We start from the raw sequence: 21030 nt of genomic DNA, 5'->3' as shown, positions 1-21030 counted from the left end.
CCGCACGGTCCGGGGACCGTGCGGCGCCGCGGCGGAGGTGGCGCCGGGGGTGGAGGACTAGTAGTTCTCCAGCTCCTCCAGGTCGCTCTCCAGCTGCTCCAGCTCCTCCAGGTCCGCGTCGAGCGACTCGGTCAGGTCGTCCAGGTTCGCGTCGAGGGACGGGTCGAAGGAGGGGGGCGCGATGCTCTCCAGCTCCTCCAGGTCGGCGTCGAGCGACTCGTTGATCTCGTCGATCTCGGCGTTGTACTCGTCGACGGCCTGGTCGGCCGCCATGAGCGACATCGCGGTCACGATGCCCGAGCCGATCCAGACGACGGCGCCGAGGGCGAAGGCGATGAGGGAGAACATCTTCGCCTTCTTGGCGGCGTCCTCGGCACCGGCGTAGTCGCCGGCGTTCCAGGCGCTGTTCACCTTGGCGGCGAAGACGATGGCCGGAATGGCCAGCGGCCAGCAGCAGAGGATGCTGAGCACCGCGCCGACCATCCAGTTGCTGGGCGGGGTGCTGTTCGGGGAGTGGTAGGCCATGCGTGCGGTCTCCAGAGCGGTTGCAGTCGAGTGTCGTCGGGAGTGCGGCTGCCGTTGACGTTCGTTCGCGTGGACGGTGACGCCGACATCGACGGGTGAGGGCCGCTCGACAGACTCCACATGATGGCACAGAGCGCGGTTCGGTTTATCACATTCCGGGCTTCTTCACCCAATGGTGATATCGCTCGCGTGCCCGGTGACCGGCGGGTGAACCGCCGGCGGCGCCCCCGGGACGGTCCGGGAACGACAGCGGCGCCGCCGCGCGGTGCGCGGCGGCGCCGAGGCCCTGCGGGCGCCTCCCCGAGAACCCGGGGACGCGGCCTAGTAGGTGCTGTAGGACGCGCTGGTGGCGGCCGCGGCGAACACGAAGATGTAGAAGAGGCCCACGACGACGTACCACACGACACCGACGATGATGCCGATGAGCGAGAACATCTTCGCCTTCTTGGCGGCGTCGTCGGCACCGGCGTAGTCGCCGATGTTCCACTGGGCGTTCACCTTCGTGGCGAAGATGATCGCCGGGATGGCCAGCGGCCAGCAGCAGAAGATGGACAGGATGGCCGGAACCAGCCAGTTGTTCGGAGGGGCCCCGCCCATCTGCTGACCGGGGTATCCGCCGGAGCCCCCGGGCGGGGGCCCGTAGCCACCGCCGTGCGGGGGGCCGGGAGGAGGACCATAGCTCATAGTCGGAGAATCTTTCAGACGACGGAAGAAAAGGGAAACTCGCGGGCCGCAGATGCGCACCAACAGGGTTCACGGCTGGGAAAGCGCCCAAACGCGTCGCGGGCAGAATCGAATCATGCCAGATCTCGCCGTGAATGCCGACTTGATCCTTGCTTGTGACGACGCTGTGCGGTCAATGTACCCGCGAGCCGGGGCGGGCGTCCATGCCGTTCGGCCGCCGATCGACCGCGGCCGGTGACCGCCGGACCGCCCGCCCGGCGCGGGTTCAGCTCGCGGTGGCGGGGGCGGGCTCGGCCTCGTCGGTGCCGCCCTTGACCGCCGACGCGGCGTCCTTGGCGGTCTCCTTGACGGCGTCCTTGGCGTCCTTGGCCGCGTGCTTGACGTCCTTGGCGGCGTCCTTGGCCGTGGCGGCGAGCCGCGCGGCCCACTCCTCGGCGGTCGGCGGCACGGGGCGGGGCGCCTTGCGGCCGAGTCCGGCCTTCTTCAGCCCGCCGGCGACCGCGGCCGTGACGACGCTGCCCGCGAGGGCGATCGCGGTCCAGGTGACGAGGTCGCGGCCGAGGATGATGGCCACGCCCGCCACGGTCCAGACCACGATCCAGGAGAGGGTCAGGAACCACGCGGCGACGGTGTTGCCGTGGTCCTCGTGGTGTTCGTCGGCCATCAGGACTCCTTCTGGGGTCGCGCGTTGTCGTGGGTCACCCGCGCAGCCGGGCGGGCGCCCTCGCCCGTGGCGGGCGGGGCGTCGGCGGGGCGTGCCGGGTCGAGAGTGGGGTCGGCGCCGCGGTCGAGCGACCTCCAGAGTTCGGCGGGGTCGCCACCGGGGACGGCGCGCGGCGCACTGTGGCGATCGTACCTGCTGCCCATACCGGGCCAGGAGGGGCCCCGGACCGCCGTGGCGGCGCCCGCCGCGAGCAGCAGCACGGCGCCGGCGGCGGCCGATACCGGCCAGCCCGCGGAGACCGCGAGGGCGTCGACGGCGCCGCCCGCGGCGACCTGGTCGGCCGCGAGCCGGGACAGGGTGCCGGTGCGGGTGCCCTGCCAGACCGACGCCAGGGCGACGGCGCCGAACCCGGCGAGCACCGCGCCGACCACGCGGCGGGCCCAGCCGCGGGTGGCGACGACCGCGGCCAGCGCGGCGAGCCCGGCGGGGCCCATGGCGGCGGCGGCCGCCGCGGCGTCGCCCCCGCTGACGGCCACGGGCGCGGCGGCGGCCGGACCGGAGACGGCCACCTCGGCGGTGGCCCAGTCGCGGGTCCCGGCGGCGGCGAGCAGCGCGGCGCCGGCGGCGGCGGCCAGCAGGGCGGCGGTGAACTCGCGGCGGCGGGCGGGCGTGGCGCCGGTCACGATGCGTCCCCGGCGGGAGCCAGGGGCAGCGGGTCGGCGTCGAAGCAGGTGCGGTCGCCGGTGTGGCAGGCGCCGCCGGTCTGCTCGACGCGGATGAGCAGGGTGTCGCCGTCGCAGTCGAGGGCGGCGGAGACGACGCGCTGCACGTTGCCGGAGGTGGCGCCCTTGACCCAGTAGGCGCCGCGGCTGCGCGACCAGTAGGTGGCGCTGCGCGTGGTGAGGGTGCGGTGCAGGGCCTCGTCGTCCATCCAGGCGAGCATGAGCACCTCACCGGTGTCGTGCTGCTGGACGACGGCCGGGACCAGGCCGTCCGGGGTGCGCTTGAGCCGGGCGGCGATGGCGGGGTCGAGTCCGGAGTCCGGCGCGGCTCCGGGGAGGCGGGTGCTCATACCCCAAGCCTAGGGGGGTGTCGGCGGAGGTCACCGCGGGGGCGGGGAACGCGGCGGTGCGGCGGACCGGTGACAATGGCCATACCCGCCGCCGGGCGGGTGCGCGCGGGGCGGGTGCCCGGCGCGTTCGGACGGTGTGCGGCCCCGGCCGCACCGGGCAGGCAGGGGTGCCGTGACCGCGCAGCAGCTCATCGACGACCTGGCGGGCAAGCCGGACGCCCTCACGGCGCTGGCCGACCACCTCGTGCGGCGCGACCCGTTCGCCGCGCTGCCGTCGCTGGTCGACGACGAGCCGGCGGGCATCCTGCTGCTGGGCGTGGGGTCGGCGCGCTACGCGTGCGAGGCCGCCGCGGCGCGGATGCGGCTGTCCGGGCTGGGGGCGGTGGCCGAGTTCGCGTCGGCGGAGCGGTCGCTGCCGCCGGGCCCCGACACGCTGGTGGTGGCCGTCGCGGTGGGCGGCGGGGTGCGCGAGCTGTGCACGGTGCTGGACGAGTACGTGGAGCGGTCGGCGGTCATCGTGTTCGCGGACTCCCCCGATTCGCCGGTGGTGCGCTACGCCGACGTGGTGGTACCGCTGCTGGCGGGCGACGAGCGCAGCGGGCTGGCGTGCCGGGCCTACCAGAACGTGCTGGCGCTGCTGCTGCAGCTGGGCCGGCGGCTGGGGGCGCCGGCGGCGGGGGCGGCCACCGACCCGACCCTGGTGCTGCGCCGGGCGGCGAACGCGGTGTCGGACCTGATCGAGCGGGCGCCGTCGTGGGTGCCGGAGGCGGCGGCGGCGTTGGAGTCGCGCGACGGGGTGCACCTGGTGGCGCCGGTGGAGCGGCTGGCGTCGGCGCAGCGGGGGGCGCAGGCGATCCGGCAGGGGCCGGTGCGCGCGGCCCACGCGGCGGAGACCGGTGAGTGGTCGCACACGGACCGGTATCTGGCGGCGGTGTCGGACTACCGGGCGCTGCTGTTCACCGGGTCGCACTACGACGACCGGATGGCCGAGCACCTGCTGCAGCTGAACGGCGCCTTGGTGGCGGTGGGCGGCGAGGTGGCGGGGGCGGCGGCGACCGTGCGCTACCTGGGCGACGCCGACCCCGAGGTGCGGCTGCTGACCGAGCCGGTGGTGGGCGAGCTGCTGGCGGCGCACTGGTGGGCGCGCCGCCGCCGGTGAGGGCGGCGGCGCGCCGGGCGGCGCCGGGGCGTCAGGCGGAGCTGCGCACCCACGAGGCGTAGAGGTCGGCGTACACGCCGGGGCGGGCGACGAGGTCGGCGTGCCGGCCGCGCTGGGCGACCCGGCCGGCGTCGAAGACCAGCACCTCGTCGGCGGCCTCGGCGGTGGACAGCCGGTGGGCGATGGCGACCGAGGTGCGGCCGCGGGTGAGCCGGTCGAGGGCGCGCTGGATGCGGACCTCGGTGTCGGGGTCGACGGCGGAGGTGGCCTCGTCCAGGACGAGCAGGTCGGGGTCGGCGATGTAGGCGCGGACGAGCGCGACGAGCTGCCGCTCGCCCGCCGACAGCGACTCGCCGCGCTGGCCGACGGGGGTGTCGAGACCGTGTGCGAGCCCGGCGAGCCAGTCGGCGAGGCCGAGTTCGGTGATGGCGGTGGTGAGGTCGGCGTCGGTGGCCTCGGGGCGGGCGAAGCGGATGTTGTCGCCCAGGGAGCTGTCGAAGAGGAACCCCTCCTGGGGGACCATGACCACCCGGCTGCGCAGCGAGGCGAAGGCGACCTCGCGCAGGTCGGTGCCGTCGAGCAGGACCCGGCCCTCGGCGGGGTCCATGAGCCGGGTGAGCAGCTTGACGAAGGTGGTCTTGCCGGAGCCGGTCTCGCCGACGACGGCGACCCGGGTGCCGGGGGTGATCTCCTCGTTCACGCGGTCGAGGACGGTGGGGCCGTCGGGGTAGTGGTAGGAGACGTCCTCGAAGCGGACGCCGACCGGCCCGCGCGGCAGGGTGCGGCCGGCCGGGCCTGGGTCGGCGATGTCGGGGACGGTGTCGAGCACGCCGAGGACCCGCCGCCAGCCGGCGATGGCGTTCTGCGCCTCGTTGAAGATCTCGGTGGCCATCATCATCGGCGTGACGAACAGGGTCATCAGAAACAGGAACGCGACGAGTTGGCCGGGGGTGATGGCCCCGCCGAGGCCGAGCAGGACGCCCGCGACGACGACGGCGGCGTTGCCGACGGCGGCGACGATCTCGGCGAACGGCGACACGGCCATGGCCAGCCGCTGGGCGCGGACCTGGGCGGTGCGGGTGGCGTGCACGGTGGTGTCGATGCGCTCGGCGGTGCGGTCCTCGATGGCGTGGGCGCGGATGACGGCCGCGCCGGTGACGGTCTCGCCGATGGCGCCGAGCATCTCGCCGGTGCGTTCGCGGACCTTGAGGTAGGCGCGCGACAGCAGGCGCTGCAGCCAGCGGACGCCGAACAGCAGCGGCAGGAAGCAGATCCACACCAGCAGGGTGAGCTGCCAGGAGTAGACGGCCATGAGGACGGTGGCGATGAGCAGCTGGCCGGCGCTCACGATGAGCATGAGGCCGCCGAACTGCATGAACGTGCTGATCTGGTCGACGTCGGAGGTGACCCGGGAGACCAGGGCGCCCTTGCGCTCGCTGTTCTGGGTGAGCACGGACAGGTCGTGGACGTGCCGGAACGCCTTGCGGCGCAGGGTGGCCAGCCCGGACTCGGTGGCCCGGTACAGCCGGAGGTTCATCAGGTAGGAGCAGACCATGGTGACGACCAGCAGCCCGGCGCACACCGCGACCATGGTGGTGACGAACCCGAGGTCGGGGCGGCCGTCGGGGACCAGGCCGCGGTCGATGATCTGCTGGACGGCGACGGGGACGATGACCTTGCCGGCGGTGGCGGCGACCGCGAACGCCAGGGTGAGGCCGAGGCCGCGGGCGAACTCCGGGGAGAGCCGCAGGCCGCGCCGGATGGTGCCGAGGGCGGTGTCGGTGGAGCGGTGCAGGGCGGGGGTGCCGCCGGCCTCCCCGGGGGCGGCGCCGCGGTCGCGGGCGGGGGCGGGGGCGGTCATCGCGCGATCTCCTGGGTGGTGTCGGCGTCGTCGGTGCGGGGGTCGCCGGGGTCGCCGGGCGGGGTGCCGGCGGGCGCGGTGTCGGCGGCGGCGAGGTCGGCGGCCCGGTCGGCCGCGGCGCGCTCGTAGGCGGTGACCAGGGAGCGGTAGCCGGCCGAGCGCTCCAGCAGCTCGGCGTGCGTGCCGCGGTCGCTGACGGTGCCGCGTTCGAGGTAGACGACCTCGTCGGCGAGTTCGATGGTGGCGCGGCGGTAGGCCACGACGACGACGGTGGCGGCGAGGTCGGTGTCGCGCAGCCCGGCCAGGATCTGCGCCTCGATCTGCGGGTCGACGGCGGAGGTGGCGTCGTCGAGGATGAGCAGCCGGGGGCGGCGGACGACGGCGCGGGCGAGGGCGAGGCGCTGGCGCTGGCCGCCGGAGAGGCTGGTGCCGCGTTCGCCGAGCCGGGTGTCGAGGCTGTCGGGGAGCGCGGCGACGAAGGAGTCGGCGCGGGCCAGGCGGAGCGCGGCCCACACGTCGGCGTCGGGGATGTCGGCGCCGAGGGTGACGTTGTCGCGGACGGTGTCCTCGAAGACGAAGGTGGTCTGCGGGACCAGGGCGGCGGTGCGGGCGATCTCGCCGCGGCGCAGGTCGCGCACGTCGGTGCCGTTGAGGGAGACGGTGCCGGTGTCGGGGTCGACCAGCCGCATGAGCAGGGTGGTGAGCGTGGACTTGCCCGAGCCGGTGGGGCCGACGATCGCGACGGTGCGCCCGGGGTCGATGTCGAAGGACACGTCGTGCAGCACGGTGGTGCGGGCGGCGTCGGTGCCGGGGGTGTCGGCGAGGTCGCGGCCGGGCCGGGCGGGGTCGGCGGAGTAGCCGTCCTCGTAGGAGAACGCGAGGTCGCGGACGCTGAGGCGGAGCCCGCCGGAGCCGCCGACGGCGGCCGTGCCGTCGGCCATGGCGCCCTCCGCGCCGAGGACGGCCTGCACCCGGTCCCAGCCCACGACGCTGCGCGGCAGGTCGCCGAGGATCCACCCGAAGGAGCGGATGGGCAGGGTGAGGAGGGTGAACAGGTAGGACATCTGGACGAGGTCGCCGACGTCGATGGCGCCGCCGGCCAGCCGGTGCATGCCGATGAGCAGGACGGCGAGGACGCCGAAGTTGGGCAGGTTCTCCATGGCGGGGACGAAGACGGCGCTCAGCCGGCCGACCTCGATCTGGGCGTCGCGGAGCCGGTGGGCCGAGGCGGTGAAGCGCTCGGTCTCGGTGTCCTCGCGGCCGAGGGTCTTGACGACGAGGGCGCCGTCGAAGGACTCGTGGGCGACCTCGCTGACCTGGGCGCGCAGCGCCTGGGCGCGGGCGGCGACGGGGGCGACCCGGCGCTGGAAGACGACGTTGGCGACGGCGAGGACCGGGAAGGTCACGAACGCGACGAGGGCCAGCACGGGGTCGGTGACGACCATGGCGACGGCGGCGACGGCGAGCATGAACACGCTGCCGATGGCCATGGGCAGCGGGGCGAGCGGCTGCCAGGCGGACTCGACGTCGGCGTTGGCGTTGGACAGCAGCTGCCCGGTGGGGTGGCGGTGGTGCCACGCCAGCGGCAGGCGCAGGTAGGCGCGGGACACCGAGCGCCGGTAGCGGGCCTGCATGCGGTACTGCATGAGCCCGGCGTAGAGGCGGCGGGCGGCGAGGCCGAGGGCCTTGGCCAGGCCGACGGCCAGCAGCAGCGCCGCGGCGGTGGCCAGGGCGGCGGCGGTGGTGCGCCCGGAGTCGAACGCGGGCAGGATGACGTCGTCGGTGATGCGGCCGAGCACGGAGGCGGAGGCGACGGTCACGGCGGCGTGCAGCGACGCGCCGGCGGTGGCGACGAGGAACACCACGGGCTCGGTGCGGATGGCGACCCATAGGACGCGCATGCCCCGCCGGAACATCCCCGGCGGTACCGCCGCCGCGCCCCCGGAATCGTCGCTCACCATGCGTCCCCTGCCTTTCGACGGCCCCGAACACGACGCGTGCCATCCGCTGACGGACGGCACGCCGACACAACCTACTCCGCGGGCGCGGAGAGGCCGTAGTCCTTTTTGTTCAGCACCCGCGCCGGCGGGGCTATTCCACCGGCGGGCGCGGGTCGGCCGGGCCGCCCGGGGCGGCCCGGCCGGGGCCGGGCGGGCCGGGCGGTCAGTCGCCGCCGGCGACCATCGCGCGGAAGGTGATCGGGCCGACGATGCCGTCGACGCCGATCTTGTACGACTTCTGCAGCTCGCGGACGGCCTTGGCGGTGGCCGGGCCGTACTTGCCGTCCACCTCGATCTTCTTGCCGTGGTCGTGGACGAGGCTGTACTGGATCGCGCGGACGACGTCGCCGGTGGTGCCCTGGCCGTACTCGCCGAACACGGCCTCCGACAGCTCGTTCCAGGTCTCCTGGTTCAGCCGGCCCGACTCGGGGAGCCGCTCGGCCTTCTGGAACTTCTTCACGGCGGTGGTGGTCGCCGCGTCGAACTTCTCGTCGGGCTTGCCCTTGTCGTGGCCGAGGTGGCGCAGCAGGTACTCGGCGACGGCCACGTCGACCGCGGTGTCGCCCTCCTTGTACTCCGGCCAGTCCAGCGCCTGGATGTCGGCGATGACCTGCGGGCTGGTGTCGGGGCCGTCGGCGAGGGCCTCGGGGGCCGCGGCCGTGAACCCGGCGGCGGCCAGCGCCGCTGACGCGATCACCGTGGTGGCGGTGCGCAGGATCGTCATGGTGGTATCCCCTCTCTGCTCGCACGAGGTGTGCGTCTACACGAGCAGATACCGCGCTGACCTGGAATGCCGCCGGAAAGCGGTAAATGGCGCGCCAATACACTGCGTGGTCTGCTTTGCGCGGGGGGTGGCGGCCGGGGCCGGGGGCCGCGCGCGGCGGCCCCCGGCGGGGTCAGCGGACGCGGTGGCCGCGGGCGCGGAGGTCGGCCTTGACGTCGGCGATGGTGAACGCGCCGAAGTGGAACACCGACGCGGCGAGGACGGCGTCGGCCCCGGCGTCGACGGCGGGGGCGAAGTGCTCGACCGCGCCCGCTCCCCCGCTGGCGATGAGCGGGATGTCGACGGCGCCGCGGACGGCCCGGATGAGCTCCAGGTCGAAGCCCTCCTTGGTGCCGTCGGCGTCCATGGAGTTGAGGAGCAGTTCGCCCGCGCCGAGTTCGGCGCCCTGGGCGGCCCACTCGACGGCGTCGACGCCGGTGCCGCGGCGGCCGCCGTGCGTGGTGACCTCGAACCCGCTGGGCGTGGTGGTGTCGCCGGTGGTGCGGCGGACGTCGGCCGACAGCACGAGGACCTGGTTGCCGAAGCGGCGGGCGATGTCGCGGATGAGCTCGGGGCGCGCGACCGCCGCGGTGTTGACGCCGACCTTGTCGGCGCCGGAGCGCAGCAGCCGGTCGACGTCCTCGGGGCTGCGCACCCCGCCGCCCACGGTGAGCGGGATGAACACCTGCTCGGCGGTGCGGCGCACGACGTCGTAGGTGGTGGCGCGGTCGCCGCTGGAGGCGGTGACGTCGAGGAAGGTGAGTTCGTCGGCGCCCTCGCGGTCGTAGCGGGCGGCGAGGTCGACGGGGTCGCCGGCGTCGCGCAGGTCGCGGAAGTTGACCCCCTTGACGACCCGGCCGGCGTCGACGTCGAGGCAGGGGATGACGCGGATGGCGAGGCTCACGCGGCGGCCACCGCCTTCAGCGCGTCGGGGAGGGTGAACGCGCCCTCGTAGAGGGCGGTGCCCATGATGGCGCCTTCGACGCCGAGCGGGGTGAGGGTGGCGATGGCGCGCAGGTCGTCCAGGCTGGAGACGCCGCCGCTGGCCACGACCGGCCGGTCGGTGCGTGCGCAGACGGCGCGCAGCAGGTCGAGGTTGGGGCCCTTGAGGGTGCCGTCCTTGTTGACGTCGGTGACGACGTAGCGGGCGCAGCCCTCGGCCTCGAGGCGGTCGAGGGTGGCGTACAGGTCGCCGCCCTCGCGGGTCCAGCCGCGCGCGGCGAGGGTGGTGCCGCGTACGTCGAGCCCGATGGCGATGCGGTCGCCGTGTTCGGCGATGATGCGGGCGCACCACTCGGGGTTCTCCAGCGCGGCGGTGCCGATGTTGACGCGGGTGCAGCCGGTGGCGAGGGCGGCGGCCAGCGATTCGTCGTCGCGGATGCCGCCGGACAGCTCCACGCGCACGTCGAGGGTGCCGACGATGCGGGTGAGCAGCTCGCGGTTGTGGCCGCGGCCGAACGCGGCGTCGAGGTCGACCAGGTGGATCCACTCGGCCCCGGCCTCCTGCCAGCCGAGGGCGGCGTCGAGGGGGTCGCCGTAGCGGCCGCCGGAGCCGGCCTTGCCCTGCACGAGCTGGACGGCCTGGCCGCCGGCGACGTCGACGGCCGGGAGGAGTTCGAGGGTGGACGGCATGGGGCTGCGGGACCTTCCCTGGTCGGGTACGGGGTTCGGGACTGCGGCGCGGGTCACAGGGTGGCGACCCAGTTCGCGAGGATCGCGGCGCCGGCGTCGCCGGACTTCTCGGGGTGGAACTGGGTGGCCCACAGGGGACCGTTCTCGACGGCGGCGACGAACGGGGTGCCGTGGGTGCTCCAGGTGACCAGCGGCGCGGCGATGTGCGGGCTGGTGGGGTGCAGTCTCCAGTCGCGGACGCCGTAGGAGTGGACGAAGTAGAAGCGCTCGCCGGGGTCGACGCCGGCGAACAGCCGGGAGCCCTCGGGGGCGTCGACGGTGTTCCAGCCCATGTGCGGGATGACGGGCGCCTGCAGGCGTTCGACGGTGCCGGGCCATTCGGCGCAGCCCTCGGTGGTCTCGCCGTGCTCGACGCCCTGCTCGAACAGCACCTGCATGCCGACGCAGATGCCGATGACGGGGCGGCCGCCGGCGAGGCGGCGGCCGATGATGCGGTCGCCGCCGACGCCGCGCAGGCCGGCCATGCAGGCGGCGAAGGCGCCGACGCCGGGGACGACGAGCCCGTCGGCCTCCAGGGCGGCGTGCGGGTCGGCGGTGACGGTGACGTGGGCACCGGTGCGCTCGAAGGCGCGCTGCGCGGAGCGCAGGTTGCCGGATCCGTAGTCGAGGATGACGACGCGCTGCGGCACGGGTGGTGGCCTTTCGTGGCGGGTGGACGTGGGGTGGCGGGGTCGGGGCGGGGTCAGGCACCGAAGACGTCGAGGCGCAGGACCCCGGCGGCGGCCGCGAGGACGCCGCACGCGGCGAGCCCGGCGGCGATGAGGCGGTGGGAGCGCCAGGTGGAGAGGGCGCCGCCGATGAGGACGCCGCCGAGGCCGAGCAGCAGGATGGGCCAGACGGCCGACATCACAGGGCGCCCTTGGTGGAGGGCACGCCGGTCACGCGGGGGTCGCGCTCGCAGGCGGACCGCAGGGCGCGGGCGAACGCCTTGAACTGGCACTCGACGATGTGGTGGGCGTTGCGGCCGTAGGGCACGTGGACGTGCAGGGCGACGCGGGCCTGGGCCACGAACGACTCGAAGATGTGCCGGGTCATGGTGGTGTCGTAGTCGCGGCCGATGACGGGCGCCATGCCCTCGGGCTCGCTGTGCACCAGGTAGGGGCGGCCGGAGACGTCCACGGTGACCTCGGCCAGGGCCTCGTCCAGCGGCACCTTGGCGTCGGCGAAGCGGCGGATGCCGGCCTTGTCGCCCAGGGCCTCGCGGAAGGCGGCGCCCAGGGCGAGGGCGGTGTCCTCCATGGTGTGGTGGGCGTCGATGTGCAGGTCGCCCTCGGTGCGCACGGTGAGGTCGAACAGGCCGTGCTTGGCGAGCTGGTCGAGCATGTGGTCGTAGAAGCCCACCCCGGTGGAGATGTCGGCGGTGCCGGAGCCGTCGAGGTCGATCTCGACCAGGACCTTGGTCTCCTTGGTGGTGCGTTCGATGCGGCCGGTGCGGCTCATGGCGGTGGGGTTCTCCTGTGTGGTGGGGACGGGGCGGTGCTCAGCGGCCGGCGGCCCGGGGCAGCGCGGCGCGGAACGCCGCCATCTCCTCGGGGGTGCCGACGGTGGTGCGGAGCCAGCCGGGCGGGCCGACCTCGCGGATGAGCACGCCCTGGTCGAGCATGCCCCGCCAGACGGCGGAGCGGTCGGCGAACTCGCCGAAGAGGACGAAGTTGGCGTCGGAGTCGGCGACGGCGTAGCCCTGGGCGCGCAGCCAGTCGACCAGCGCGTCGCGCTCGTCGCGGAGCCGCTTGACGGCGCCGAGCAGCTCGTCGGTGAAGTCGAGCGCGGTGGCGGCGACGACCTGGCTGACCGCCGACAGGTGGTAGGGCAGCCGGACCAGCTGGAGGGCGTCGACCACGGCGGGGTGGGCGGCGAGGTAGCCGATGCGGGCGCCGGCCATGGCGAACGCCTTGGACATGGTGCGGGTGACGACGAGGCGCGGGCGGCCGGGCAGCAGCGACAGGGCGCTGGGGGTGCCCTCGCGGCGGAACTCGGCGTAGGCCTCGTCGACGACGACCATGCCGGGGGCGGCGTCGAGGACGGCCTCGATGTCGGCGAGCGGCAGCGCGGTGCCCGTGGGGTTGTTGGGCGAGGCCAGGAAGACGACGTCGGGCCGGTGCCGGGCGATGGCGTCGAGCGCGGCGGGCAGGTCGACGCGGAAGTCGGCGGCGCGCGGCACGGGGATCCAGGCGGTGCCGGTGACCCCGGCGATGACCGGGTGCATGGAGTAGGAGGGTTCGAACCCCATGGCGGTGCGCCCGGCGCCGCCGAACGCCTGCAGGATCTGCTGGAGGACCTCGTTGGACCCGTTGGCGGCCCAGACGCGGCGGTGGTCGAGGCCGTGGCCGAGGTAGCCGGCGAGGGCGGTGCGCAGCCCGACGGCGTCGCGGTCGGGGTAGCGGTTGAGGCCGGTGGCGGTCTCGGCGACGCGCCGGGCGAGGGTGGCGGCGAGCCGGTCGGACGGCGGGTAGGGGTTCTCGTTGGTGTTGAGCGCGACCGGGACCTCCAGCTGCGGCGCACCGTAGGGGGTGCGGCCGCGCAGGTCGTCGCGGACGGGCAGGTCGTCGATGCCGATGTCGGTGCCGATGTCGTCGTTCACGGTGTCTTCCGGGTCGGGTGGGGCGCGGCGGGTGCCCGGCGGGCCTCCGGGGGCCGCCGCGCGCGGGTCAGGCGCCGGTGCCGTCGCGGCCGACGCGGGCGGTGACGGCCTCGCCGTGGGCGGGGAGGTCCTCGGCCTCGGCGAGGGCGACGACGCGGGCGGCGACCTCGGCTAGGGCGGCGCGGTCGTACTCGACCACGTGCACGCCCCGCAGGAAGGTCTGCACGCTGAGGCCGGAGGAGTGCAGGGCGCTCCCGCCGGTGGGCAGCACGTGGTTGGAGCCGGCCAGGTAGTCGCCCAGGGAGACGGGGGCGTAGGGGCCGACGAACACGGCGCCGGCGTTGCGGACCCGGGCGGCGACCGCTGCGGCGTCGGCGGTCACGACCTCCAGGTGCTCGGCGGCGTAGGCGTTCACGACGGCGAGGCCGTGGTCGAGGTCGTCGACGAGCACGATGCCGGACTGGCGGCCGCCGAGGGCCTCGGCGACCCGCTCGCGGTGCTTGGTGGCGGCGGCCCGGGTGGCGAGTTCGCGCTCGACGCGGTCGGCGAGGCCGGTGGAGGGCGTGACCAGGACGGACGCGGCGACGACGTCGTGCTCGGCCTGGCTGATGAGGTCGGCGGCGACGAAGCCGGGGTCGGCGGTGTCGTCGGCGAGGACCGCGATCTCGGTGGGGCCGGCCTCGGCGTCGATGCCGATGACGCCCTTGAGCAGGCGCTTGGCGGCGGCGACGTAGATGTTGCCGGGGCCGGTGACCATGTCGGCGCGCGGGCAGTCGGGGGTGCCGTAGGCGAACATGGCGACGGCCTGGGCCCCGCCCACCGCGTAGACCTCGTCGACGCCGAGCAGGGCGCAGGCGGCCAGGACGGTGGGGTGCGGCAGCCCGCCGAAGTCGGCCTGCGGCGGGGAGGCGACGGCGAGCGAGCCGACGCCGGCCTCCTGCGCGGGCACGACGTTCATGACGACGCTGGAGGGGTAGACGGCGCGGCCACCGGGGACGTACAGGCCCACGCGGCCGACCGGGATCCAGCGCTCGGTGACCGTGCCGCCGGGGGCGACGCGGGTGGTGGTGTCGGCGCGGCGCTGGTCGGCGTGGACGGCGCGGGCGCGGCGGATGGACTCCTCCAGCGCGGCGCGGACGTCGGGGTGGAGGTCGGCGAGCGCCGAATCGATGGCCGGGGCGGGGACGCGGATGCCGGTGAGGCGGACGCCGTCGAACCGCTCGGTGAGCTCGATGAGGGCCTCGGTGCCGCGATGGCGGACGTCGTCGCAGATCGGACGGACCCGCTCGACCGCGGCCTCGACGTCGAGTTCGGCCCGCGGGAGGAGGTCGCGCGGGTCGCCGGTGGTGCCTCGGAGATCGATTCGGGAGATCACGGTCCCATTCTAGGGGCCGGGGGCGGTGTTCTCCCCGGTGGTGACGGGGTTCACCGGTCGCGCCGGGGCCGGACGGCGGGGCGGGCGGCGCCGCGCGGGCGGTGCGGGCGGCGCGGGGCCGCGCGGGGTCGGGGTTGCGGCCGCCGCGCGACACGGCGCGAGGATAGGAAAGGCTCACCATATTCCCTTCGGAACATTCCCGGCAGGTTTGGATAACCTAACCAAATATCCCTTTGGAAAGCATCACCTAAGTGTCCGAAATTACCTTTGATATTCTCGACCCGCATTTACGGCCGGGCTATTATTCGGACATGACTCTGCGCACGAGAACCCCGGAACGCGGCCTGTCGAAGTTCTACCGCCTGCTCCTGGAGCAGGTCGGACACGAGTTCACGGCCTCCCACCAGTACTTCGCGCTCGCCGCCTGGTTCGACGACCGCGACCTCCAGCAGCTCGCCCGCGTCTTCTACCGGCAGTCGCTGGAGGAGCGCGACCACGCCACCATGATGGTGCGGTACCTGCTCGACAACGAGGTCGCCCCCGCCATTCCCGGCGTCGGCGCGATCGAGACCGAGTTCGGCGAGCCCCGCGAGCTCGTCGCCCTCGCCCTGCGCCAGGAGCAGCGGGTGACCGACCAGATCCGCGAGCTGGCCCGCGTCGCCCGCGAGGAGAACGACTACACCGGCGAGCAGTTCCTCAACTGGTTCCTCCAGGAGCAGGTCGAGGAGGTCGCCACCATGTCCACGCTGCTCAACATCGTGGAGCGCGCGGGCGGCAACCTCTTCGACGTCGAGACCTGGGTGGCCCGCGAGATGCCCGACACCGCGGGCGAGGCGTCCGGCGCCCCGGAGACGGCGGGCCCGTCGGTGTCCTGACAGCAGCGGCACCCGCGGCGCCCAGCGGCGGCGCAGAAGCCCCGCCACACCCGCGTGAGGCCGGTGCGCCGCGACCGATCGGCTCGGCCCGGCACTGCGCCCGCCAGGGCGCCGCCCGGCTCGCCCCTCCGACCCTGCTCCCGCTCCCACCCCCACTGCCGCCGGAGCGTCGGCCTGCTCGCCCCTCCGACCGCGCTCCCGCTCCCGTTCCCGCTCCCCGCCTCCGACGTGCGGGGTTCCGCCCGGCCGTTGGCATACTGGGGGGCATGGCCCATCGGCTGCCGCTGTTCCCGCTCGGGAGCATCCTGTTCCCCGGCGCCACCCTGCCGCTGCGCGTGTTCGAGGAGCGCTACCGCCGCCTGGTCGGCGACCTGCTGGAGCGCCCCGCCGACGCGGCGCGCCACTTCGGCGTGGTGGGGATCGAGTTCGGCCACGAGGTGGGCGCGGCGGCCGCGCAGCGCCTGTCCGCGGTCGGCTGCGTCGCCGAGGTCCGCGGGGTGCGCCGGCACGGCGACGGCCGGTACGACCTGGTCGTCGAGGGCGGCACCCGGTTCCGGGTCGAGGAGGTCTACTCCGCCGACACCGACCACCCCTACCTCCGGGCCGACACCACGCCCTTGCCCGATGCGGAGGGCCCCGGCGCCGAGGCGCGCGCCGAACGCGTGGCGCGACTGTTCGCGGTGTACCGCGAGCGACTGGCGGGCATCGGCGTCCCGGCCGGCCTACCCGCCGAGCCGCCGTCGGAGCCGCTGCCGTTGTCCTACGCCGTGTCCGCTGCCATGATCATCGATCAGCGGGACCGCCAGGAGCTGCTGGAGGCCGACCACGCCGCCGCGCGGCTGGAGCTGGCCGCCCGACTGCTGCGCCGCGAGAACCGCGTCCTGACCGCGTTCCCCTCGCTTCCGGCGGGGCGCACGGCGGGCGCCGACGTGAACCTCAACTGACCCGCGAAACGCGAGCGGAGGCCCCCATGCCCGGATTCCACGCCCCTCGGCCCGCGCCCCGGGGCCGCCGCGCCGCGCGGCGTACCGCCGGGGCGCCGTCGGCGCGCCGTTCGGGGGGTGCGCGGTGAGCGGCAAGGGCACACCGGCGACCGTCGCGGCGTCCCGGGCGAAGGTCGCCTTCACCCTGCACCCTTACGAGGCGTCCGGCGACGGCGGCGCGTCCTACGGCGAGGAGGCGGCCGACGCGCTGGGCGTGGGCCGCGACCGGGTGTTCAAGACCCTGGTCGCCGCGGTCGACGGCGCTCTGACCGTTGGCGTGGTCCCGGTCGGCGCGAGCCTGGACCTCAAGGCGCTGGCCGCGGCGGCGGGCGGGAAGAAGGCCGCGATGGCCGACCCGCGCGACGCGGAGCGGGCCACGGGCTACGTCCGGGGCGGGATCAGCCCGCTGGGGCAGCGGCGGCGGCTGCCGACCGTGGTCGACGCGTCGGCCGCCGACCACCCCACGGTGTACGTGTCGGCGGGCCGACGGGGGCTGCAGATGGAACTCGCCCCCGCCGACCTGGTCCGCCTCACCGGAGCGGCCACCGCCCCCATCGCCGCCACCTGACCCGAGCCCAGCCGGGGCACGGCACCTGACCCCGGCTCGACCAGGACGCAGCCACCTCGCGAGGGCCACCCCTCCCCGCCACACCGGAACCCGACCGGCCCGATCCCCCCGGTCGCCCTTGTCGACAGACGTCTTCGGTCGGCGAACGCCCCACCACCACGGCAACGGCCCCTCCCCGCCACCACCAGAGACGGACCCGGGCAGCGGCTCCCCCGGACTCGATCAACCCGCCCCCCCCTGGCCGCCCCTAGCGACCGCCCCGACGCCCCCTGGCCGCCCCCGCCGACCTGGCCCGCCTCACCGGAGCGGCCACCGCCGCCATCGCCACAAGCTGGCCGCTGTTCCATTACCGGGCACAGCCCCCTTCGCCAGGCCCGCCCCTCCCCACCGGCTCCGGTCGGCCCGCTGCGCCCCGCGCCCCCGGCTACCGCAGGCCGGTCCTCCGGTCTTCCGGCCCTCCTCTCCGGCGGCGGACGCGGGCGCCGGTGCACACCCGTCGCGCCGAGTGGACACATACCGAGCACCGGGGCCCTGCGCATCCGGACCGGAATCGGGCGGGGAAGCCGGTGTTCCGTCGGTCCACGCCCCTGCCGCGCGGGCGGCCGCCCCGGTCGGCCCGCCGCGCCCCGGCGCCGCACCCGCCGTCACTCCGCGTCATCGGCCGGTCGCCCCTTTTCTCGAAGGCGCGCCCGACTTACGGTGGTGGGGTCCCGCGGTGCGGGGAGGAGGCGCGGTGGTCGAGGCGGTCGTGCTCGGTTCGGTCCTGTTCCACCTGGCCATCGCGGGCTGCTATGTCGGCACCCGGTGGCGGTGCTCGCGCGTACGGCGCGGCGGACCGCGCCATCCGCCGGTCGGCCCCGAGGAGCTGAGCGCGTTCGAACTGGGCATGCTGGCCGGCGGTCGGCACCGCCTGGGCGAGGTCGCGCTGGCCGAGCTGTACCTGACCGGCCGGGCGGCGGCGCGCGGACCCGGAACCGTGGCCCGCGTCGCCGAGGGCGCCGATCCCGCTCCGCTGTCGCCCGCCCCGTTCACACGGCTGCTCGACGCCCGGCTCCCCGCCGACGGCGCCGTCGCGGCCGACGACCTGCTGCGGGCGGCGTCGCGCGGCGAGGGGGTGGCAGCGGCCCTGTGCCGGCTGCGCCGGTGGGGGCTGGTGTTCCCGGAGCGGCGGATGCGCCGGGTGCTGGCGGTGCGGCGCGCCGCCTGGCGGGCGCAGGCGGTCGCGGGCGGCGGCGGTGTCCTGTTCGGCGCGGCGGCGACCGTGCACGCGGCGGGGGTGCCGGGTGGGCGGTTCGGCCTGCTGCCGCTCCTGTCGTGCGCGCTGCTGCTCGCCTACCCGTTCCTGCTGCGCGCGGCGCACACGGCGGTCGGCGGGGTGCCCGGCGCGGTCGCGGCGGCGTTCGTGGTGACCACCACGCTGTCGGCGGCCCGGACGGCGGCCGCGCCGCCCGGGGCGGTGCCGGTCGAGGCGGTGGCGGCCCCCGCGCTGTTCGCGGGCTGGTTCGCGCTGCTTGGTGTGTACCGGGCGACCGGCGGGGAATTGGGCGCGCGCACGGCGGCGGGGGACGCCGTGCTGGCGGAGGCCCGCGCTCGCCCGGGCGGGTCGGGGCCGGTCGACGCGGCCCTGCGCGCGGCCGCCCTGCTGGGCTTCCGCGCGTTGCGCCGTCGACCGCGCGGCGGTGTCGGGCTCCCGCTGTGTGCGGAGTTCGGGTGGCTGCGGTCGTTCGCGGCGGCGTGCGGGCGCGGTGTGGGCGGGCCCGACGTCGGCCCGCTGTCGCCCGGCGGCGGCGTGGCGCGTCCGCGCCCGTCGGGCGGCCGGGGCGGGACACCCACCGCCGAGCCCCACCACCCGAGCCGCGACTGACCGCGGGCCGCCGAAGGCGGCCACCCTCGGAGGCCGGCGCGGACACGCGGTCGGTCTTGGAGACGCCGAGCGGGCACAGGTCCCACCACCCGGTCCGTAACTGAACGCGCACCGCCGAAGGCGGCCGCACTCACGGTCTGCGCGGACGCGCGGTTGGCGGGCACGAGGCGGCCGGCCCGGAACCAGCGCAGACGCGCGGCCGGCGTGCGGCGGTGCCGAGTGGGCACGGCTCCCCGTCTGGGCCGTCGGTGGCAGGCCGGACCGGGGGCGGTCTCAGAGACCGGAGCCGGGTTCCGCGCGGGTGTCGCGGCCGTCCGGCGCGGGCGGGGCAGCGGGCGGTGCGGGGTGCGCGCCGTACGGCTCGGAGTCAACACCGTATGAGCCGGGGTGCGCGCCGTACGACTCGGGGTCCGCGCCGTACGGTGCGGAGGCCGGGGCGGCGTGGGACTCCTCGTCGGTGGTGTCGGCGGCCCGCTCGGCGGGCAGGTCGCGGCGCCACATGCTGACGGCGTCGAACAGCCCGTACTGGAGGACCGCGACGAAGGGCCAGGCGGCGAGGGCGCTGAGGGCGTTGAGGCGGAGGCCGGAGCGGATGACCTCCCCGGGGGCGGCGGCGTCAAGGGCCCGCTGGAACTCGGCTGCGTCGAGCAGCACCCCCAGCCGCCAGGCGATCACCGCGCCGACGCACGCGCCGGCGGCGGTGCCCAGCAGGCACGCGAGGCGCAGGTCGGTGCGGTCGCGGGCGGCGAGGCGGTACTGCACGAGGAACGCGCCGTACCCGGTGGCGATGCCGACGACCATCATGATGACCGCGAACCACCCGTCGACGGCGAAGTTCGTCTCCGACACCGGGAAGGGCGCGGTGGTGCCGTCGCCGATGGCGGTGACATCGGGGCGCGGGGCGATGAGCCACCAGAGCAGCCCCGAGGGCATCCCGACGGCCGCGACGATCCCCGCGGTGGCCGTGCCCACGGCCCATCTCCTGCGCACCACCGGGTCCCCCCGTCCCGAGCGGGCCGCCGCCGGCCGCCCGCGGAAATTCCACTGGTGCGGGGTCGGCACCCCGATGACAATTGCCCGCATGACACGGACGACGCGTATCGACCCGCCCATGTCCGCCGATGAGCGGACCATGCTCACGTCATGGCTCGACTGGCACCGCGCCACCGTGCGCGTCAAGTGCGCGGGGCTGGCCGTCGACCGCTCCGGCGACGCTCCCCTGGCGACGTCACCGCTCATGTCGATCGGCGGCGTCGTTTCGCACCTGCGTTGGGTGGAGCACTACTGGTTCGAGGTGATTCTGCTCGGTCTGCCCGATCAAGGACCCTATACCCCTGATGACCGGGACGCCGAATGGCGTCTCGGGGCGCGCCGACCGCTCGGCGGTCTCCTCGACGAGTACGACGCGCAGTGCGACCGCTCGCGCGAGATCACCGCCCGGCTGGAGCCGACCAGCGGGGCCCGGCGGTCCCGTCCGGGCGAGGGCCCCGCGAGCCTGCGCTGGGTGCTGACGCACATGGTGGAGGAGACCGCCCGCCACAACGGGCACCTCGACATCCTGCGCGAACTCGCCGACGGCACCACCGGCGAGTAGCCGGCGCCCGGCCGCCCCCGACTCCCGCCGACGGCGGCGGCCCCCGGGGGGCGCGGCTCCCAGGGGCCGGTGACGCGGGCGGGTCGATCCGCGTCCCTGGCGGGACCGGCGCGCACCGCACCTCGCACCCTGCCGCGTCCGGCGCCCCCGACGGCGGCAGCCCCCGCGCTCGCAGCGCCCAGGGGCCGGTGGTGTGGCGGGGGTCCGTCGTCATTGCCGGTGGGACCGGCGCCCCGGCCTCCGCCCCGAGGCAGCCGCCTATGGCGTCGGTGTTCTGTTGTTGCAGGCTGGGAGGCCACCGGTTCCGGCGCCATCGGGAGCCTCGCGGTGGCATGTTCGGCCTGCGGTCGCGACTGCCGCACGTGCGGCTGCATCCCGGCCGGCTTCTGGGAACGACCCGAGGACGCCCGCGCCTTGGCCGAGCTGGGCATGGTCCAGGTCGTCCGTTCCCTACACGCCCACACCCGCCTGGCCCAGGACGCCACCGCCCGCCTCACCGACCTCGACGGGTGCAGCATCTCCCGCCGGGAATCAGACCGCCCCATGCGCGACCGGGAGAATGCGCGTCGGAGGCTCGCCGATATCGGCGCCCCTCTGAACGGCCGGACGCGCGCCCGCATGCCCTCGCCGCATCGTCGGTCGACGCTCTGCCACCCGTGGCCCCGGCACCGCCTTCCACGGCATCCACGTCACCGTTGGACGCCGTCCAGCCTTTCCGGGTCGCCGCCGCAGAATGGCGACCGGATTGCGGCGGGACCGGCGCGCGCCGG

The 21030-nt window shown here is 75.4% G+C and carries 21 protein-coding genes and 1 pseudogene; 6 read left to right on the top strand and 16 right to left on the bottom strand.

Annotated elements, in window-relative coordinates; genetic code table 11:
* Positions 1 to 57: 57 nt before the first annotated feature.
* The 5 genes and pseudogenes from NT8_RS18415 to hisI all read right to left on the bottom strand — a co-directional run bounded on the left by NT8_RS18415 (position 58) and on the right by hisI (position 2945).
* Positions 58 to 525, bottom strand: a complete 468-nt coding sequence (locus NT8_RS18415; protein ID WP_067971078.1) for a CD225/dispanin family protein — start codon at positions 523 to 525, stop codon at positions 58 to 60.
* Between the two features lie 321 nt (positions 526 to 846).
* Entirely contained in the window at positions 847 to 1122 is a 276-nt protein-coding gene (locus tag NT8_RS18410) for a CD225/dispanin family protein (RefSeq protein ID WP_369406305.1), read from the bottom strand.
* Between the two features lie 484 nt (positions 1123 to 1606).
* Positions 1607 to 1873: pseudogene (locus NT8_RS18405) on the bottom strand (HGxxPAAW family protein); the annotation flags it as partial.
* A complete protein-coding gene (locus NT8_RS18400; RefSeq protein WP_067971071.1) occupies positions 1873 to 2556 on the bottom strand; it encodes a Trp biosynthesis-associated membrane protein in 684 nt (227 codons plus the stop codon). The pseudogene NT8_RS18405 and the gene NT8_RS18400, both read right to left, overlap by 1 nt.
* Positions 2553 to 2945, bottom strand: a complete 393-nt coding sequence (gene hisI / locus NT8_RS18395) for a phosphoribosyl-AMP cyclohydrolase (RefSeq protein ID WP_067971069.1) — start codon at positions 2943 to 2945, stop codon at positions 2553 to 2555. Before hisI ends, NT8_RS18400 begins: the two co-directional genes overlap by 4 nt.
* Before the next feature lie 172 nt (positions 2946 to 3117).
* Between hisI and NT8_RS18390 the strand changes: the two genes are divergently transcribed.
* Complete coding sequence (locus NT8_RS18390; protein WP_067971067.1) at positions 3118 to 4104, top strand: SIS domain-containing protein; 987 nt, start codon at positions 3118 to 3120, stop codon at positions 4102 to 4104.
* Positions 4105 to 4135: 31 nt separating this feature from the next.
* Here the strand turns inward: NT8_RS18390 and NT8_RS18385 are convergent, their stop codons facing one another.
* The 10 genes from NT8_RS18385 to hisD all read right to left on the bottom strand — a co-directional run bounded on the left by NT8_RS18385 (position 4136) and on the right by hisD (position 14376).
* A complete protein-coding gene (locus tag NT8_RS18385; RefSeq protein ID WP_067971065.1) occupies positions 4136 to 5965 on the bottom strand; it encodes an ABC transporter ATP-binding protein in 1830 nt (609 codons plus the stop codon).
* On the bottom strand, positions 5962 to 7926 hold the full coding sequence (locus NT8_RS18380) for an ABC transporter ATP-binding protein (RefSeq protein ID WP_245646235.1): 1965 nt from the start codon (positions 7924 to 7926) through the stop codon (positions 5962 to 5964). The genes NT8_RS18385 and NT8_RS18380 overlap by 4 nt, the downstream gene beginning before the upstream one ends.
* Positions 7927 to 8128: 202 nt before the next feature.
* Positions 8129 to 8689: a peptidoglycan-binding domain-containing protein gene (locus tag NT8_RS18375; protein ID WP_067971063.1), complete on the bottom strand. Its 561-nt coding sequence runs from the start codon at positions 8687 to 8689 to the stop codon at positions 8129 to 8131.
* 172 nt (positions 8690 to 8861) lie between these two features.
* A complete protein-coding gene (gene hisF, locus NT8_RS18370; protein WP_067971061.1) occupies positions 8862 to 9632 on the bottom strand; it encodes an imidazole glycerol phosphate synthase subunit HisF in 771 nt (256 codons plus the stop codon).
* Positions 9629 to 10360: a bifunctional 1-(5-phosphoribosyl)-5-((5-phosphoribosylamino)methylideneamino)imidazole-4-carboxamide isomerase/phosphoribosylanthranilate isomerase PriA gene (priA, locus tag NT8_RS18365; RefSeq protein ID WP_067971058.1), complete on the bottom strand. Its 732-nt coding sequence runs from the start codon at positions 10358 to 10360 to the stop codon at positions 9629 to 9631. The genes hisF and priA overlap by 4 nt, the downstream gene beginning before the upstream one ends.
* A 53-nt stretch (positions 10361 to 10413) precedes the next feature.
* Positions 10414 to 11049 carry an imidazole glycerol phosphate synthase subunit HisH gene (gene hisH / locus NT8_RS18360; RefSeq protein ID WP_067971056.1) on the bottom strand — a complete coding sequence of 212 codons (636 nt, stop codon included), beginning with the start codon at positions 11047 to 11049 and terminating at the stop codon, positions 10414 to 10416.
* Positions 11050 to 11102: 53 nt separating this feature from the next.
* Positions 11103 to 11267, bottom strand: coding sequence for a hypothetical protein (locus NT8_RS29975; protein ID WP_169805232.1), 165 nt, complete (start codon positions 11265 to 11267; stop codon positions 11103 to 11105).
* Positions 11267 to 11860, bottom strand: coding sequence for an imidazoleglycerol-phosphate dehydratase HisB (gene hisB, locus NT8_RS18355; RefSeq protein ID WP_067971054.1), 594 nt, complete (start codon positions 11858 to 11860; stop codon positions 11267 to 11269). Before hisB ends, NT8_RS29975 begins: the two co-directional genes overlap by 1 nt.
* A 40-nt stretch (positions 11861 to 11900) precedes the next feature.
* Positions 11901 to 13001 (bottom strand): histidinol-phosphate transaminase, encoded by a 1101-nt coding sequence (locus NT8_RS18350; RefSeq protein ID WP_067971052.1) that lies wholly within the window; start codon positions 12999 to 13001, stop codon positions 11901 to 11903.
* A 67-nt stretch (positions 13002 to 13068) separates the two neighbouring features.
* The gene (gene hisD / locus NT8_RS18345; RefSeq protein ID WP_067971050.1) at positions 13069 to 14376 is read right to left on the bottom strand and encodes a histidinol dehydrogenase; all 1308 of its coding nucleotides are present in this window, start codon (positions 14374 to 14376) and stop codon (positions 13069 to 13071) included.
* 311 nt (positions 14377 to 14687) lie between these two features.
* Between hisD and NT8_RS18340 the strand changes: the two genes are divergently transcribed.
* From NT8_RS18340 to NT8_RS29970, 4 genes are all read left to right on the top strand, one after another.
* Positions 14688 to 15251: a ferritin gene (locus tag NT8_RS18340; protein WP_067971049.1), complete on the top strand. Its 564-nt coding sequence runs from the start codon at positions 14688 to 14690 to the stop codon at positions 15249 to 15251.
* A gap of 266 nt (positions 15252 to 15517) precedes the next feature.
* Positions 15518 to 16195 (top strand): LON peptidase substrate-binding domain-containing protein, encoded by a 678-nt coding sequence (locus NT8_RS18335; protein WP_067971047.1) that lies wholly within the window; start codon positions 15518 to 15520, stop codon positions 16193 to 16195.
* A 124-nt stretch (positions 16196 to 16319) separates the two neighbouring features.
* Entirely contained in the window at positions 16320 to 16802 is a 483-nt protein-coding gene (gene ybaK, locus NT8_RS18330) for a Cys-tRNA(Pro) deacylase (RefSeq protein ID WP_067971045.1), read from the top strand.
* A 733-nt stretch (positions 16803 to 17535) separates the two neighbouring features.
* Positions 17536 to 18666, top strand: coding sequence for a TIGR04222 domain-containing membrane protein (locus NT8_RS29970; protein WP_067971043.1), 1131 nt, complete (start codon positions 17536 to 17538; stop codon positions 18664 to 18666).
* Between the two features lie 273 nt (positions 18667 to 18939).
* Here NT8_RS29970 and NT8_RS18320 read toward each other — a convergent pair whose 3' ends face one another.
* A complete protein-coding gene (locus tag NT8_RS18320) occupies positions 18940 to 19638 on the bottom strand; it encodes a DUF3159 domain-containing protein (protein WP_174549598.1) in 699 nt (232 codons plus the stop codon).
* Between the two features lie 109 nt (positions 19639 to 19747).
* Here NT8_RS18320 and NT8_RS18315 point away from each other — a divergent pair, with 109 nt between their 5' ends.
* Positions 19748 to 20260: a DinB family protein gene (locus NT8_RS18315; protein ID WP_245646234.1), complete on the top strand. Its 513-nt coding sequence runs from the start codon at positions 19748 to 19750 to the stop codon at positions 20258 to 20260.
* Positions 20261 to 21030 lie beyond the last annotated feature (770 nt).

The sequence above is a fragment of the Nocardiopsis trehalosi NBRC 14201 genome, assembly GCF_001552555.1.
GTDB classification, from domain to species: Bacteria; Actinomycetota; Actinomycetes; order Streptosporangiales; family Streptosporangiaceae; genus Nocardiopsis_B; species Nocardiopsis_B trehalosi.
This window is presented reverse-complemented; position numbering and strand designations above follow the sequence as displayed.

Coding starts and splice junctions, on each gene's coding strand:
- NT8_RS18415 (WP_067971078.1), bottom strand. CDS start 525: ATGGCCTACCACTCCCCGAACAGCACCCCGCCCAGCAACTGGATGGTC.
- NT8_RS18410 (WP_369406305.1), bottom strand. CDS start 1,122: ATGGGCGGGGCCCCTCCGAACAACTGGCTGGTTCCGGCCATCCTGTCC.
- hisI (WP_067971069.1), bottom strand. CDS start 2,945: ATGAGCACCCGCCTCCCCGGAGCCGCGCCGGACTCCGGACTCGACCCC.
- NT8_RS18385 (WP_067971065.1), bottom strand. CDS start 5,965: ATGACCGCCCCCGCCCCCGCCCGCGACCGCGGCGCCGCCCCCGGGGAG.
- NT8_RS18380 (WP_245646235.1), bottom strand. CDS start 7,926: ATGGTGAGCGACGATTCCGGGGGCGCGGCGGCGGTACCGCCGGGGATG.
- NT8_RS18375 (WP_067971063.1), bottom strand. CDS start 8,689: ATGACGATCCTGCGCACCGCCACCACGGTGATCGCGTCAGCGGCGCTG.
- priA (WP_067971058.1), bottom strand. CDS start 10,360: ATGCCGTCCACCCTCGAACTCCTCCCGGCCGTCGACGTCGCCGGCGGC.
- NT8_RS29975 (WP_169805232.1), bottom strand. CDS start 11,267: ATGTCGGCCGTCTGGCCCATCCTGCTGCTCGGCCTCGGCGGCGTCCTC.
- hisB (WP_067971054.1), bottom strand. CDS start 11,860: ATGAGCCGCACCGGCCGCATCGAACGCACCACCAAGGAGACCAAGGTC.
- NT8_RS18340 (WP_067971049.1), top strand. CDS start 14,688: ATGACTCTGCGCACGAGAACCCCGGAACGCGGCCTGTCGAAGTTCTAC.
- NT8_RS18335 (WP_067971047.1), top strand. CDS start 15,518: ATGGCCCATCGGCTGCCGCTGTTCCCGCTCGGGAGCATCCTGTTCCCC.
- NT8_RS18315 (WP_245646234.1), top strand. CDS start 19,748: ATGACACGGACGACGCGTATCGACCCGCCCATGTCCGCCGATGAGCGG.